This is a genomic window from Salirhabdus sp. Marseille-P4669, assembly GCF_900240405.1.
Lineage (GTDB): Bacteria > Bacillota > Bacilli > Bacillales > Alkalibacillaceae > OEQK01.
Genome location: NZ_OEQK01000002.1, coordinates 642099 through 656230, shown reverse-complemented (window position 1 = coordinate 656230; position 14132 = coordinate 642099). Strand labels below are relative to the sequence as shown.

The window sequence follows — 14132 nt, the reverse complement described above, 5'->3', positions numbered from 1 at the left end:
CATTGCCCTATCCTGTTTTATGGTAAAAGGCAATTATATTGTTGCCAGATTGTATTTTTTCATACCTATTATTTCTTGCCTTGAGAAGATTGTCGAATATTACTTACACAAGATTTTACGCAGACCCCATATGGACAAGGGGTTTATGTTTACTTGAGTTTATTTAACGCTTCTTTTGCAGCTTTTTGTTCTGCCTCTTTTTTTGTTCGACCAATACCAATACCGAAAACTTCTTCTTGGATAAAAACATTAGCCACAAATTCACGGTTATGAGCTGGTCCCTTTTCTTCTACTATTGCATATTCAATTTGTCCATCCTTCTGTTGCTGGACAATCTCTTGTAATAAACTTTTATAATCCATCGCATGAGAAAAAGCACCTGGTTTAATTTCCGGAAACACATATTTATCTAGAAAAGTGACGGCTACTTGGAAACCTTGATCTAAATAAAGTGCACCAATAAAAGCTTCGAAGGCATCGGCTAATAGTGCGGGACGTGTGCGACCACCTGTCATTTCTTCCCCTTTTCCTAGCAATACTAGGTCATTGAAATTTAGGTTTTCCGCAAAATGCACAAGAGAAGGTTCACAAACAATAGAAGCTCGTAGTTTCGTGAGTTCTCCTTCTGTCATATTCGGAAATTTTCGAAACAAATATTGAGATACCGCTAATTCTAAAACTGCATCCCCTAGAAATTCTAATCTTTCGTTGTCTTCATATTTTTTACCTCGATGCTCATTCACATAGGATGAATGGGTAAAAGCTTGTTTCATAAGCTCTTTATCTTTAAATGTAACACCAATTGTTTGTTGGAATTGTTCAAAATTCATTTTCTGTGACCACCTATTTAGGATGTCTTTACGATATAGTGGAAAGTCCCGCATATTTGCAGGACTTTCGTTACTTGAGTATAAATAAAATAAGTTGCTAAGTTGCTCATTTTCTATACATACAAGCTACAGACGCCGATTGAAGAGATATCGTTCCCTGACAGAATGAAGTGGTCTTCGTCATGTAAGACCGTATCTTCACAACGAATAGGAAAATCTCTACAAGCGCCCTTCGCATAATTAACCTTGTTTGCTGTCTATGTAGTTAACAGCATCTCCAACTGTAGCAATTTTTTCTGCATCATCATCAGAAATTTCCATGTCGAATTCATCTTCAAGTTCCATAACCAATTCAACAATGTCTAATGAATCCGCTTCTAAATCATCTTTAAAAGATGCTTCCATAGTTACCTTAGACTCATCTACTTCTAAACGGTCTACAATAACCTTTTTAACGCGATCAAATACCTCTGCCATCGATCGTTCACCTCCCTTCAATGTTGGTAAGCCGAAATACTATATTTTACTTACCAAATTTACATTACCATTCCACCATCAATATGTAAGGTTTGACCAGTCATATAATTGGCATCATCAGAAGCTAAAAAGCGGACAACATTCGCCACATCTTCTGGTTTCCCAAGGCGATTTAATGGTATTAAATCATACATTGCTTGTTTTGCATCCTCTGGTAATTTGTCCGTCATATCTGTTGCAATAAATCCTGGTGCCACCGCATTAACTAATATATTGCGTGATGCTAGTTCTTTCGCAGTCGTTTTCGTTAAACCGATAACACCGGCTTTTGCTGCAACATAGTTTGCTTGGCCAGCATTACCAGAAACACCAACGATTGATGCAACATTAATTATTTTACCACTTTTTTGGCGCATCATCTGTCTTGTAACTGCCTTCGTCATTAAAAATACGCCCTTTAGATTGGTTTGAATCACTTCATCAAACTCTTCCTCTTTCATTCGCATAATAAGATTGTCCCTAGTAATACCTGCATTGTTAACTAATATATCAAGTTGACCAAACTCATTCAATACCGTTTTAACCATCGATGTAACAGAGTCATTATCGGAGACATTCCCCTGAATTGCAAATGCTTCTCCACCTGCTTGCTTAATTTCTGTCACTACATCATTTGCTTTTTGTTCACTACCAGCATAATTCACGGCTACTTTCGCACCATTTGATGCAAGTTCGATGGCAATGGCACGACCAATTCCCCTGGATGCACCAGTAACCAATGCTGTTTTCCCTTTTAATTTCATTTTCACCCCTCCTTGTACCATTCCATAAACAATTGAAATGATTGTGGATCGGAAATTGCAAATGTCTTCATTCTCCGATTTACTTTTTTCACTAAGCCGGATAAGACTTTACCAGATCCAACTTCTACAAAAGCATCTATATCCTCTTCCATCATGTTTGCGATCGTTTCTGAAAAACGAACTGGTGAATATAGTTGTTTTATTAAAAGATTATTAATTTCGTTATGGTCCACAACCGGCTGTGCTGTCACATTCGCAAAAACAGGTATGTCCGCATCTCGGATACGGATGTTTGCTAATGCTTCTTTGAACTCTTTACTTGCCGGTTCCATTAACCTAGAATGAAATGGTCCACTAACATTAAGTGGTATAACACGCTTTGCGGATGCATCTTTTAATCGTTCCGTTGCTTTCTGCACACCTAATTTTGTACCTGAAATCACTATTTGTCCAGGACAATTAAAGTTTGCAACATCTACTATTTCTCCCTGTTCGGATACTTGTTTTGTAATAGCTTGTATTTTATCTTCATCAAGTCCTAACACAGCAGCCATTGCCCCCATCCCAGTCGGAAAGGCTTGCTCCATTAACTGTCCCCTTCGTTGAACCAACTTTACAGCATCTAACGCATCCAGGGAACCCGCACTTACAAGGGCACTATACTCCCCTAAGCTATGACCAGCCGCCATTACAGGAGAAACTCCTTCTTTTTGTAATAACTTCGCAATAGCAACACTCGTTAATAAAAGCGCTGGTTGTGTATTTTCCGTTTTTGTTAATTCTTCTTGAGGGCCTTCAAACATTAGTTTTTTTATTGGGACTTGGAGTAAGTCTTCAGCTTGATTAAACAATCCTTGAACATCATCATTATCTTCATAAAAGGCTTTCCCCATACCAACTTCCTGTGAGCCTTGTCCTGGAAATAGAAAGGCTACTTTTTTCATTCCTTTTCCTCCTCTTGAGCGAAATTCTTAACTGTCTCTTCAATGACACCATTCACATTTTGTTCCACGAGCTGACACGTTTGTTTAATTGCATTAAAAATGGCTTTTTCATTTGAGGAGCCGTGGGCTTTAATGACAGGTGCAGCTAATCCAAATAAGCCCGCTCCACCATATTCGGAGTAATCTAATTTACCTTGTAGTGATTTTAAGTCTGATTTAATGACACCTGCTGCTAACTTTGTTTTTAAGCTACTTGTTAACACTTGCTTTATCATCCGGAACATTCCTAATGCAGTTCCTTCTATTGACTTCAAAGCAACATTTCCTGAAAATCCATCCGTAACAATGACATCTGCAACCCCATCAAGGAAATCTCTTGCTTCAACATTACCAACGAAATTAATTGGTGCATCTTGTAGTAGCTTAAACGCTTTTTTTACGAGATCGGAACCTTTTTGATCTTCTGTCCCTACATTTAGTAAGCCAACACGTGGATTTTTAATTCCACGTACTTTTTCTGCATAAATAGAACCCATAATACCGTACTGTAGAAGATGCTGTGGCTTAGCGTCTACATTAGCACCCACATCTAATAGTAAGAAACCTTTACCATCAATGGTTGGCAATGTAGGACTTAATGCTGGACGATCGATTCCATTGATTCGACCGACAATAAATAAACCAGCACTCATCAATGCCCCGGTATTTCCAGCAGATATACAAGCATCTGCTCTACCTTCTTTCACCTCATTTGCCATTAATACCATTGAGGCCGTTTTTTTACGACGAACTGCTCGTACAGGTTCATCTTCACTTGTAATCACTTCTTTTGTATGTATAACGGTAATTTTGTTTGTATTCGTTAAATGAGGTTTTATTTGTTCCTCATCCCCTACTAACGTAATTTCCAAATTATCAATATTATCTACTGCAATACATGCTCCTTTAACTACGGCTTCTGGTGCATGGTCTCCACCCATAGCGTCAATTGCTATTTTCATGTCCATTCTCTCCTTTATGCTCCGTAGATCGATACATTTCAAAATTGCCTTCAAATACGGCTTCATTATCTACATAGCTAATTACTTCTACGATAGATCGATCAATCATGTTATGTGTTTTTACATTCGCTTTTGCTACAACTCGTTCTCCAACTCGTACTTGTCGTTTGAAGCGCAATTCTGACTTAGCTGTAAGCGCTAGTTCGTCATTTATTACTGCAACCGCTAGAGAATTTGCTTGGGCAAACAAATGATGACCTCGAGCGATTTTATTTCGTGAAAATACATGCTCTTCCTTAATATCTAAAATAGAAATCGCTCGTTTATCTAGTTCTAAATCGACAATTTCACCAATTACCTCATCGATTGGTAACGCACGAACCGTTTCATTCCATTGATTGGTTGCCACTGATTTAATTCTTTCTCGTAATTCAGGTATATTTAATTCCATTCTATCTAAACGGATTGTTTGGATACTAACACCAAACTTTTTAGCAAGTTCATCATCCGTAATAAAAGGCATTAAAGATATTGTTTCTTTCAATTTCGATTGTCTATCTTTTTTCGTTCTTCTCATTTCTACACCGTCCAGTTTTATGACTAGGTACTAATAGTAATATATAATACTGTGTTTATAATTGCAATCCTTAATCTAAAATTTGTCCTTTCACATATGGGTCATTCTCAACAATTTTTCGAAGCTTTGAAAAGGAGGAATCTTTGAAAAATTGGCCGGACTGCACGAGCTCAGCCGCATCATTTCTCGCCGTTTCCAACGCCCGATAGTCTTGAACTAAATCCGCAACTTTAAATTGCGGCAGACCACTTTGCTTCGTTCCAAAGAAGTCACCAGGTCCACGTAATTTTAAATCCTCCTCTGAAAGCTGAAAACCATCTGTTGTTTCGGTCATAATACGCATTCTTTCTCTTCCTGTCTCACTTTTCGGGTCAGCTAATAGGATGCAAAAGCTTTGTGCATCTCCTCTTCCTACCCGACCTCTTAACTGGTGGAGTTGGGAAAGTCCAAAACGTTCTGCATCGTATATTACCATTATGGTTGCATTTGGTACGTTAACACCAACCTCTACAACTGTAGTAGAAACTAATACTTGAATGTCATTATTGGCAAACTCCTTCATCACTGCATCCTTCTCGTCTGAGTGAAGTCGTCCATGCATTAAACCTACTTGTATTTCTTCAGGGAAATACTCTCTTAGTTGATGATATACATCTACTGCATTTTGGATATCGAGCTTGTCTGACTCTTCAATTAAAGGGCAAATAACATACGCTTGATGCCCATTATTTACTTCCTTCATAATAAAATTTAATACTCTACTTAACATGTTATCTTTCACCCAGTATGTTTCTACCGGCTTTCTTCCCTCCGGCATTTCATCAATGACGGAAACATCCATATCCCCAAATGCAGAGATTGCCATCGTTCTTGGGATAGGTGTTGCGGTCATAAATAAAACATCTGGGTGAAGCCCTTTATCTCTTAACACTCTTCTTTGTTCAACACCAAACCGATGTTGCTCATCAACAATAACAAAACCAAGGTCAGCAAACTGAACGTCTTCTTGAATTAGGGCATGCGTCCCAACTACTATATCTACCTCATGTTTCGTTATTTGTGCGGCAAGTTCCCTTCGTTTCTTGCCTTTGACAGAACCGGTTAATAGCGCAACCTTTGCTTGTCCCTTAAAAAGCTGAGAAAGAGATTCATAATGTTGTTCTGCTAGAATTTCAGTTGGAACCATTAAAGCACCCTGTTTATTTGCTGTAACAGCTGCATACAAGCCGACAGCTGCAACCGCAGTTTTCCCAGAACCTACATCACCTTGTAGCAGACGATTCATACGAAATGGATCTCTTAAATCTGCCATTATTTCATTTAATGCTTTGGTTTGTGCATTGGTCAATTGAAAAGGCAAGGATTCAATAAATTGTAAAACCTTATCCTTTTGTATTTGCAAAGCATTTCCTACAGATGCCTCTTTTTTTCGTTTTCTTAACAATTGCATTTTTAATTGAAAAAGGAGAAGTTCTTCATAAATAAATCTTCTCTTAGCATGTTTTAATAATATCCGATTTTCTGGAAAATGCATTTGCTGTAATCCATCCGCTCTTTTCGGCAATTTATAATTTATCAAAAACGACTCTGGCAATATTTCTTCTATATTCGTTTTGTATGTATGCAACGCAGCTTTCATGCCTTTACGCAATTGATTTAATGTTAATTTCCCCTTTAGAGGATAGACAGGTTGTATCGCGTCACTGCTTTTCATGGTACCTTTTTTATAATGGCTAACCGTAATTTGTAGACGGTGCTCGTCCCACTTACCTGTCACCGTCACGGTATCTCCAACCTGCAGCTGTCTTTTTATAAATGCTTGGTTAAAGAAAATCGCTTTTATCGCAACATAATCTACCTCTAATGTGACCGTTGCCCGTGATTTCTTTCTACCAAAAAAGGTAAGGGAAGGCTCCGTTACAACCTTCCCTACAATAGTTACTTTTTCATTATGTTGTAATTCCGTTATCGGCTTTATTTCGTTCATGTCATATCGAAAAGGAAAGTGAAAAAGGAAGTCTTCTACAGTATAAATACCTAATAGACTAAGTTCCTCCGCCATTTTTTCACCTATTCCACTTATCTCTGTAACCGGTAAGCTAGATAACATCCTACTCACTCTTTCTATTTTGTAATTCCATAAATCATTTCTGCTAATGATTTTCCTGTCGGTGTAGCTGCTAAGCCTCCAAGTGCTGTCTCCTTTAACGCGGAAGGCATTGATTGACCGATTTTAAACATGGCATCAATTACTTCATCACAAGGGATTCTACTTGTAACACCTGCTAAAGCCATATCAGCTGAAACAATTGCTTGCGAGGCACCCATTGCATTCCGTTTTACACACGGCACTTCAACAAGACCAGCAACAGGATCACAAACTAAACCTAATGTATTCTTTAATGTAATTGCCATAGCCTCCGCTGATTGCTGTGGTGTACCACCTGCCATCTCCACTACTGCAGCTGCAGCCATACCAGCCGCTGACCCGACCTCTGCTTGACAGCCACCTGCAGCACCTGAAATAGATGCGTTATTCGCAACTACTTGCCCAAATGCTCCAGCAGTAAATAAAAATCGAATCATTTGTTCACGAGATGGATTCAATTTTTCTTTTACAGCAAAAAGTGCACCAGGGACACAACCTGCGCTGCCCGCGGTTGGGGTTGCACAAATGATTCCCATTGCTGCGTTCACTTCATTGGTAGCGACAGCTTTGCTTACCGCATCCATTACTAAATTTCCAGATAACGGCTCTTTTTCCTTCATATAATTTTGAATTAAAACAGCATCCCCACCGGTTAAACCAGATCGTGATTGAACCCCTTTCAACCCGTCTTCAACTGCTTTTTCCATTACTCTAAGATTGTCTTCCATTTGCATCATTATTTTCTCGCGTGCGAGACCACTCACTTCCATTTCTTGTTGAATCATAACTTCTGAAATGGAAATTTGCTTACGCTCAGCGATATCTACTAACTCACGGACATTACGGAACATGGAAATAACTCCTCTCTATTAGACGTTCCATTTGAAATGTGTGTTCTCCTACTAGAGTTTAGTCTGTACATAAAAAGGTATTTTGCAGCTTGTTAGACTAAGATTACGAATTAAAACGAATCAACCGTAAATATAACTTAATCTGCTACTTTAACAACTTGTAAAATATTGTCTTCTTTTTCTAATTGGGTCATAATAGAGTGATCAATAACTTCATCTGTTTCAATCACCATTAAAGCTTCCTTCCCTAATTCTCGTCTAGAAACTTCCATTCGTCCAATGTTTATACGATTTTGTGCTAGCACATGTGTTACAGATGCTATGGCTCCATATCGGTCATTGTGTAACACCAATATTGCTGGATATTCACCAGATAAATTCAAGTCAAAGCCATTCAGCTCTGTAATTTCTGCTTTTCCCCCACCAATGGAAATTCCCACTAGTTCTAATTGGCCATTTTCATCCCCAATCACAATTCGGGCTGTATTTGGATGGTCAACTATAGCATTTTCCTCCATAAATTGTATGTCAATACCACGTTCTTTAGCGATTGTAATGGAATCACTTAGTCTGGTGTCAAAAGTATCAAAATCAAGCAATCCACCTATGATAGCAACATCTGTGCCATGGCCTTTATACGTATTTGCAAAGGAACCATATAAATGCACACTAGCCCATTTCGGTTCACGTCCTAGCAACTTCCTCGCCATTCGGCCTATTCTTAATGCACCCGCCGTATGGGAGCTAGATGGCCCTACCATAATTGGTCCGATAATATCAAAAACCGATCTGTACTTCACAATATTCACCATCCTTACATTCTTACTTTTATTTTAACCGAGAATAGAAAGGATGCCAATTAAATTATTAGAACGAATGGGAGTACTAGTAAAACAGCATTATACTACTAGTTTACGAAAAGAAAGAAAGATTGTTCATTCTATATTCTAAACACGTAAAAAAGATGTGTATCGAGTATTTAGTCTCTATACACATCTTTAGTTTATGGCATATGTTATTCAACTGAGAAGATAAAGGAATAAATTGGCTGATTCCCTTTATGAATTTCCACTTCCAGATCTTCGAATTTTTCTTCTAAATAGTTTTCAATGGCTTGAAGTTCCTCGTCCGTTCCATCTTCACCTTGAAGAATCGTAACGATTTCATCTTCGTCCGGATCAATCATACTATTTAAAAGTTCATAGATAGCTTCCAGCTTGTTTGGGTTGGTTGCAGTAATTTTACCATCTGCAATACCCATAAAGTTACCATTCTCAATCGTCATTCCATCAATTTGTGTATCCCTAACTGCATAGGTTACCTGACCAGTTTTTACTGCCTCTGCAGCCTCTATCATCCCTTGTTTATTATCCTCTAAGGACTGATCTGGGTGGAACATTAAGAGCGCACTCATACCTTGAGGAACAGTTTTCGTTGGGATTACAGCGACTTCACAGTCCACAAGCTCCTCCGCTTGTTCTGCTGCCATCACAATATTTTTATTATTTGGGAGTACGATAACTTTTTTCGCATTCGCCTTATTTATTGCTTCTACAATATCTTGAGTACTCGGATTCATCGTTTGTCCACCTTCAATAACTTGTGTTGCACCTAGGCTTTCAAACAGCTTCTTAACCCCATCTCCCATTGCTACTGTAACAATACCATATTCTGATACAGTTTGATGGTTTTTCTCAGCTTCATGAGAATCTCCAACAATGGCAGAATGTTGTTCCCGCATATTTTCAATCTTTAAGTTAATTAAACTTCCGTATTGTTGGCTGTAAGTAAGTACATTCCCTGGATATTCTGCATGAATATGTACTTTCACAATTTCTTCATCTGAAACAACCAGTAAAGAATCTCCATGCTGACTTAGTGCATTTCGATACGCTGTTTCATCAAATGGATTTTCTTTTAACTTTTCATCATCAAATTTCACCATAAATTCTGTACAATAACCGAACTCGATATCAGCAGTATCCATAAAATCCTGATGCATTTTATGATGCTCCGCATTTACCATGTCATTCATTGCTGGCGCAGCTTCTGATTGTTCAGGTAATGCCTCTCCTTTTAGAGCAGCTAAAAACCCTTCATACACCGTAACCAATCCTTGTCCACCACTATCAACAACCCCAACTTCCTTTAAAACAGGCAATAAATCTGGAGTTCGTTTTAAAGATGCTTTCGCTTCCTTTAATACCATTTCCATTAGTTCAATGGGATTCTTAACTGTTTTCGCAGCATTTTTCCCAGCTTTTGCAGCATCTTTTGCAACAGTTAAAATAGTACCTTCTACTGGTTTCATTACCGCTTTATATGCGGTCTCTACACCTGCATCAAATGCATTCGCTATATCGTCAGCAGATAGCACAGACTTCTCTTTAATAGATCTAGAAAATCCACGGAACAATTGAGATAATATTACCCCAGAATTCCCCCTTGCACCCATAAGTAAGCCTTTTGCTAAAAATTCTCCAACTTTACCTGCATGATTTTCTGTTGCCTTTTTTACTTCGCTCGCACCAGACGTCATTGTCAAGTTCATATTTGTACCAGTGTCACCATCGGGAACTGGAAATACGTTTAAAGCATCAATCATTTTAGAATTATTCGATAAGTGATTGGCACCTGCAAGAATCATTTGTGATAACATCGTGCCATCTATGTTTTTTACCGTCACTAATACTTCCTCCTTCAAAACACGTAAGTCATTTGAAAACAAAAACGCCTTAGCCCTAACGAACATACATAAACGCTAAGTAACCTTTTATAGCCTACAAAAGCGAATTGTATGTCTTTAGGGCATGACGCTCTTGCTAGACTTTAATCAAAATTATCTTATGAATTAATAACACGTACCCCTTGAATATAAATATTAACGGAATCTACAGACAACCCAATCGTCTTATTAAGTGTATATTTCACTTGGTTTTGTACGTTATGGGCAATTTCTGAAATTTTAGTACCATAGCTTACGATAATATACATATCAATATGTAGTTGATCTTCCTCTTGACGAACGACTACACCTTTAGAGAAATTTTCCTTTTTTAAAATTTCCGCAAGTCCGTCTCGTAATTGTTTTTTAGATGCCATTCCTACAATACCATAACATTCTACTGCAGCTCCTCCAGCAATTGTAGAAATTACTTCATTTGTAATTGTTACATGGCCATACTCGTTTTGTAAATCGATGGACATATATAATCCTCCTCTATAAATCAGCACTCTCTTTAAGGTTTATTTTACTATAAAGGATATGGTTTTAAAAGAAAGGTATGCAAAGCATAAAATATCCTCTTCATACAATGCTCTAAAAATGATTTGTTGTCAAGTCATAAAACTTGATAATCAAGTTAATACCGTTGCAATCCAATTTATTTTATGATAAATTATTTAAGTATGTAATGGAGTTTATTCAAAGGTTGTTCTAATTTTTCCTTAAAGTTAGAAAAAATAACCTAACTTTTATCCACTACAAATTAATGTAATAATTGTACATGAAAGATTCATAGGTAGGAGGGAAGACTATGGCTCGCAAATGTGTTGTCACAGGACGTAAAACAAGTTCTGGTAATCATCGTTCCCACGCGATGAATGCAAACAAACGTAAATGGAAAGCTAACGTACAAAAAGTACGCGTAATCATTGATGGTAAACCACAACGTGTATATGTTTCAGCTCGTGCACTTAAATCAGGTAAAATCAAACGCGCGTAGTTCTTAATTCGTTAACTCTGATGAAATATAAGAATTCTAATTCTTTTTATGGAATCAACAAAAAAGCTGTTCGACAATGGTGTCGACAGCTTTTTTTGTACTATCTTGACCTCGATAGTAGCATAAGTAAAGTTTACTGCAAGTCCTCAATAAAACCTTACTTTCCTTTTTGAAGAGAACCATAAAAAATAGATGACCTATTCGACGTGCTTCCTTTATTCAAATGTATTCATGTATTACCCTTTTTTATGAAACACGCCAATAATTGCTTTTACCATCCCTCCGAGAAACTTTGGGAGTTTAATCGTATAGAATTTCACTTAATCCTCCTCCTCTAACTCAAGAATATGAGTCCTTCAAAACCATGACCGTAAGATTTGGTTCAACTTTCACCATTGGGATTATGGGTGGATCGCCAATGATTGTCGTTCAACCAATCGGGGTGTGCGCGTCCGCAATCTCCAATTGATCTACTATTACTCAATAAGAGTCTTTGGACGGTTCACCGGGATAAATTATGAGGTACATTATTGCCGACCATCATGGCTCTTTACAAGTAATAGTATGCCTTCAGTGAAAGAAAAAGTACCTTTTTTTCCAATTAAGTGATTCGACACGGAAATACTGGAGCCAATTTCTATCGTTTTATTTTGTAATGGATAATAAAATCCCTCTAAGGTTACGTTTTTTACGGAATGGCTTTGTGGTATAAAAGAAATATATTTATACATTGGATCATATTCAATAGTATGCGACTTGGGCAGTTTTAGTTCTATCCAATTTTGTTTATTAATGATTGCGCTCGATATGGATCTCTTTTCTAACCTATAGAGTAGTTGATAACTGATTAATTCATGATCTTTTCTTCCACCTGTAACACCAAATATATAAATCTTAGTAGGATATAGAGATAAGGCCTGCTCTATCGCAAGCTCTAAATCTGTTGCATCTTTTTCAATCGGATAGGTACAGATATTCTTTACTCTTGATTTAACGGTTTCCAATTCTTGTGTTGTCAGTGAATCAAAATCCCCTACCGCTATCATAGGAGTAATCCCCGCTTCCAGTAATGTAAGGTTTCCCCGGTCTGCACCAATCCAAGTAACATTACTACTTACATATTGTGATAAGTCTGGAATGTCTTCTTTAGGACCTCCTCCAACAATTGCAACCACACTCATTTTTTCATCCCCTATTCACTTCGATATATGAGAAAAGCTACCTTTGATAGGCAGCTTTTCAAATGCTCTTTAATATGGTATCGATTGCTTCTTTACGATTCTTTTCATTAAATATGGCACTTCCAGCTACTAAAACATCACACCCGGCCTCAACACATAGCTTTGCCGTCTCCCGATTTACCCCACCATCGACTTCAATTTCAAAGGAATATCCTTGTTCTGCACGCCATTTTGCTACTTGCTTTATTTTCGGCAACACAGAAGGGATAAAGGCTTGTCCACCAAATCCAGGATTTACGGTCATGAATAATACGAGATCCACATCTCTTAATATTGGTCGAATCATTTCAGCTGGAGTTGCCGGATTAATTACAACTCCTGCCTTCACGCCTTCCTTTTTAATCATTTGAATCGTGCGATGAAGATGAACGGTAGCCTCTTGATGAACTGTAATAATATCTGCTCCTGCTTTAGCAAATGCGTTAATATACTGTTCAGGGTTTTCAATCATTAAATGAACATCTAGCGGTAATTTTGTCACCGGACGAATTGCCTCTACGATAAGCGGTCCAATCGTTATATTTGGAACAAAGTGACCATCCATCACATCCACATGAATATAATCTGCCCCACCCTGTTCCACATCCTTAATTTCTTCTCCAAGTTTTGCAAAATCAGCAGATAAAATGGAAGGAGCTATTTTTACCACGCTTAATACCTCGGCTTTCTGTTTTGGATTTCTTCTAAAAATTGTAGGTAATGTTCGTATCTTTTTAATGCGATTATGTTTTCATCAACGGCTTGTTTCACAGCGCATTTTGGTTCTTTATGATGTAAACAGCCACGGAACTTACATTGATCTTTTCTTGCTACCATTTCTGGAAAACAATCCGGTAATTCAACAGCTTCTATAGTGGTAAATTCCAGTGAACTAAAACCAGGAGTATCAGCTACATAACCACCATGCATCGCCATTAATTCAACGTGACGTGTTGTATGCTTCCCTCTTCCTAAACTTTCCGAAATTTCATTTGTTTCTAATTGAAGTCCTGGTTTTAACGCATTTAAAAGGGTCGATTTTCCAACCCCAGATTGCCCAGCGATGACAGATGTTCTATCTTTTATAAATGGAATTATATTTTCTACTAATTCTTGTTGCTTCGAAGAACTGAGCAATACTTGGTAGCCAATCTCTTCATATATTTTTTTATAATTATTTATTTTTGCTTCGGTTGAAGGATCTACTAAATCCATTTTCGAAAAAACAATTAGAGGGTCAATATGGTTTGATTCAATTAATACGAGAAAACGGTCTAATAGTAGTGCATTAAACTCAGGTTCTTTCGCGGAGGTTACGATAATAGCTTGATCAATATTTGCAATAGGGGGGCGAACAAGTTCATTTGTTCGTCCCTCTATTTTTTTAACATACCCTTCCATATCTTCTTGAATATCAATTTCAACTAAATCCCCAACTAGAGGAGTGACTTTTTGCTTACGAAAAAGCCCTCTCCCTCTACATTGGTAAATATCACTTCCGACTTGAACATAGTAGAACCCACTTAATGCTTTTACTATTCTGCCTTTGGCCATA

16 protein-coding genes are annotated in these 14132 nt (G+C 37.6%); 1 reads left to right on the top strand and 15 read right to left on the bottom strand.

The window, feature by feature from the left end; genetic code table 11:
* Positions 1-149 precede the first annotated feature (149 nt).
* The 11 genes from rnc to C1A05_RS06365 all read right to left on the bottom strand — a co-directional run bounded on the left by rnc (position 150) and on the right by C1A05_RS06365 (position 10839).
* Positions 150-830, bottom strand: coding sequence for a ribonuclease III (rnc, locus tag C1A05_RS06415; RefSeq protein WP_102027346.1), 681 nt, complete (start codon positions 828-830; stop codon positions 150-152).
* 240 nt (positions 831-1070) lie between these two features.
* The gene (locus C1A05_RS06410) at positions 1071-1307 is read right to left on the bottom strand and encodes an acyl carrier protein (protein ID WP_102027345.1); all 237 of its coding nucleotides are present in this window, start codon (positions 1305-1307) and stop codon (positions 1071-1073) included.
* Between the two features lie 59 nt (positions 1308-1366).
* Positions 1367-2110: a 3-oxoacyl-[acyl-carrier-protein] reductase gene (gene fabG, locus C1A05_RS06405; protein ID WP_102027344.1), complete on the bottom strand. Its 744-nt coding sequence runs from the start codon at positions 2108-2110 to the stop codon at positions 1367-1369.
* A 2-nt stretch (positions 2111-2112) separates the two neighbouring features.
* Positions 2113-3054, bottom strand: a complete 942-nt coding sequence (gene fabD, locus C1A05_RS06400) for an ACP S-malonyltransferase (protein WP_102027343.1) — start codon at positions 3052-3054, stop codon at positions 2113-2115.
* Positions 3051-4055 carry a phosphate acyltransferase PlsX gene (gene plsX, locus C1A05_RS06395; RefSeq protein ID WP_102027342.1) on the bottom strand — a complete coding sequence of 335 codons (1005 nt, stop codon included), beginning with the start codon at positions 4053-4055 and terminating at the stop codon, positions 3051-3053. Before plsX ends, fabD begins: the two co-directional genes overlap by 4 nt.
* A complete protein-coding gene (gene fapR / locus C1A05_RS06390; RefSeq protein ID WP_102027341.1) occupies positions 4039-4632 on the bottom strand; it encodes a transcription factor FapR in 594 nt (197 codons plus the stop codon). Before fapR ends, plsX begins: the two co-directional genes overlap by 17 nt.
* 70 nt (positions 4633-4702) lie before the next feature.
* The gene (gene recG / locus C1A05_RS06385; protein ID WP_102027340.1) at positions 4703-6742 is read right to left on the bottom strand and encodes an ATP-dependent DNA helicase RecG; all 2040 of its coding nucleotides are present in this window, start codon (positions 6740-6742) and stop codon (positions 4703-4705) included.
* A 14-nt stretch (positions 6743-6756) separates the two neighbouring features.
* A complete protein-coding gene (gene sdaAA / locus C1A05_RS06380; protein WP_102027339.1) occupies positions 6757-7632 on the bottom strand; it encodes an L-serine ammonia-lyase, iron-sulfur-dependent, subunit alpha in 876 nt (291 codons plus the stop codon).
* 137 nt (positions 7633-7769) lie between these two features.
* Positions 7770-8432, bottom strand: a complete 663-nt coding sequence (sdaAB, locus tag C1A05_RS06375) for an L-serine ammonia-lyase, iron-sulfur-dependent subunit beta (RefSeq protein ID WP_102027338.1) — start codon at positions 8430-8432, stop codon at positions 7770-7772.
* 215 nt (positions 8433-8647) lie between these two features.
* The gene (locus C1A05_RS06370; protein WP_102027337.1) at positions 8648-10318 is read right to left on the bottom strand and encodes a DAK2 domain-containing protein; all 1671 of its coding nucleotides are present in this window, start codon (positions 10316-10318) and stop codon (positions 8648-8650) included.
* A 158-nt stretch (positions 10319-10476) separates the two neighbouring features.
* The gene (locus C1A05_RS06365; protein WP_102027336.1) at positions 10477-10839 is read right to left on the bottom strand and encodes an Asp23/Gls24 family envelope stress response protein; all 363 of its coding nucleotides are present in this window, start codon (positions 10837-10839) and stop codon (positions 10477-10479) included.
* 329 nt (positions 10840-11168) lie between these two features.
* On the opposite strand from C1A05_RS06365, the gene rpmB reads away from it, so the two are divergent.
* Positions 11169-11357, top strand: a complete 189-nt coding sequence (gene rpmB / locus C1A05_RS06360) for a 50S ribosomal protein L28 (RefSeq protein ID WP_102027335.1) — start codon at positions 11169-11171, stop codon at positions 11355-11357.
* Between the two features lie 236 nt (positions 11358-11593).
* On the opposite strand, the gene spoVM is transcribed toward rpmB, so the two are convergent.
* The 4 genes from spoVM to rsgA form a co-directional block, all read right to left on the bottom strand.
* Positions 11594-11677 carry a stage V sporulation protein SpoVM gene (gene spoVM, locus C1A05_RS06355; protein ID WP_102027334.1) on the bottom strand — a complete coding sequence of 28 codons (84 nt, stop codon included), beginning with the start codon at positions 11675-11677 and terminating at the stop codon, positions 11594-11596.
* Positions 11678-11884: 207 nt separating this feature from the next.
* On the bottom strand, positions 11885-12538 hold the full coding sequence (locus tag C1A05_RS06350) for a thiamine diphosphokinase (RefSeq protein ID WP_102027333.1): 654 nt from the start codon (positions 12536-12538) through the stop codon (positions 11885-11887).
* 58 nt (positions 12539-12596) lie between these two features.
* Positions 12597-13247, bottom strand: coding sequence for a ribulose-phosphate 3-epimerase (rpe, locus tag C1A05_RS06345; RefSeq protein ID WP_102027332.1), 651 nt, complete (start codon positions 13245-13247; stop codon positions 12597-12599).
* A 2-nt stretch (positions 13248-13249) separates the two neighbouring features.
* Complete coding sequence (gene rsgA, locus C1A05_RS06340) at positions 13250-14131, bottom strand: ribosome small subunit-dependent GTPase A (RefSeq protein WP_102027331.1); 882 nt, start codon at positions 14129-14131, stop codon at positions 13250-13252.
* Position 14132 lies beyond the last annotated feature (1 nt).